This window comes from Hydrogenophaga sp. FW305-3-2-15-A-LB1 (assembly GCF_058787875.1).
This window is the reverse complement of sequence record NZ_JBYTAE010000186.1, coordinates 1-1,002: the sequence shown is the minus strand read 5'-3', so window position 1 is coordinate 1,002 and position 1,002 is coordinate 1. Positions and strand designations below refer to the sequence as shown.

Here is a 1,002-nt window from a genome sequence, read left to right as displayed (position 1 = left end):
CGGCCCCCCGAGCCCCGGCACCCGCGCCGCGCCAGGCCCCGGCGGCCGCGCCCGCGCGCCAGTCCAGCGGCTTTGACGACATGGACGACGACATCCCGTTCTGACGCCGCCCCGCCAGGTTTCACGATCAGGCCCGCACGCGCCTCGGCGCTGCGGGCCTTTTGCTGGCCCCTCAGCCCACCCCGAAGTGCGCGGGCAACTGCAGGGCCACGGCGTAGAGGGCATGGCGCGTCATGCAGGCATGTGCCTCCCGCATGAGCAGGTTGCTGCGTTGCCATTCCTGGCCGGCCACGGCCTGAGCGAACGCCATCGCGCCTTGAGATCCGGTGTGACACCCGGGCTCGGCCAGTTGGCGCACGCGACCGGCGCGCGCCCATCGGGCTTGCGCCAGCTCCCAATCCATGACCGCCTGCAGGTAGGTCTCCCTGGCCTGGGCAAAACGATCGCTCGCCGAGGTGCGATGCCCATCCGGCGTCTTCGAAATGGCCTCATCCCCTTGCCGTTGCGCTTCGAGCGCCAGCCGGTCAATCTCGGCAGGCGCCGCCGGGATGAAGTGGGTTCCATTCGTGTCCAACTGGGCCGGCAACAGGCGCGTCACCCGCGTGAAGTGCCGGCCCGCCGCCTCCCACATCGCCGTGGCCATCTCCACCGTGCATCGCAAGTCCGCCAGCATTTCCGTGAGCTTGCGCTGCTCCGTCCCTGGGCCCAACCCAGCGTCCCCCCTTGCCGTGAGGAGGTGGGCCAGGCTTTTCAAGGTCTGCTGGGTGTTCAGGCTGCCCATCAGCCGCCGCCGGGCCGTGTCCACCTCGTGGCACGCGGTCAGCACGCACAGGAGCCGCCCGTTGAGCCGCCGCAGATCGGCGGGCTCGTGCGCATCGCGTTCGGCTTCACGCACGTACACGTGCTGCAGCACGTCCCGAAACGCCATGCCCGTGACGCCGCGCCCGGTCGCACCCCCCATGGCCTCGGGCGCGCCTGCCTCGTGCCGCCCAGGCCTCCCCC

The 1,002-nt window shown here is 71.4% G+C and carries 1 protein-coding gene; it reads right to left on the bottom strand.

Annotation, left to right across the window (positions count from 1 at the left end; all coding sequences use genetic code 11):
• Positions 1–172: 172 nt before the first annotated feature.
• Positions 173–1,002, bottom strand: an 830-nt coding sequence (locus AC3WPZ_RS27975; protein WP_492442627.1) for a hypothetical protein, incomplete at its 5' end; no start/stop codon positions are given.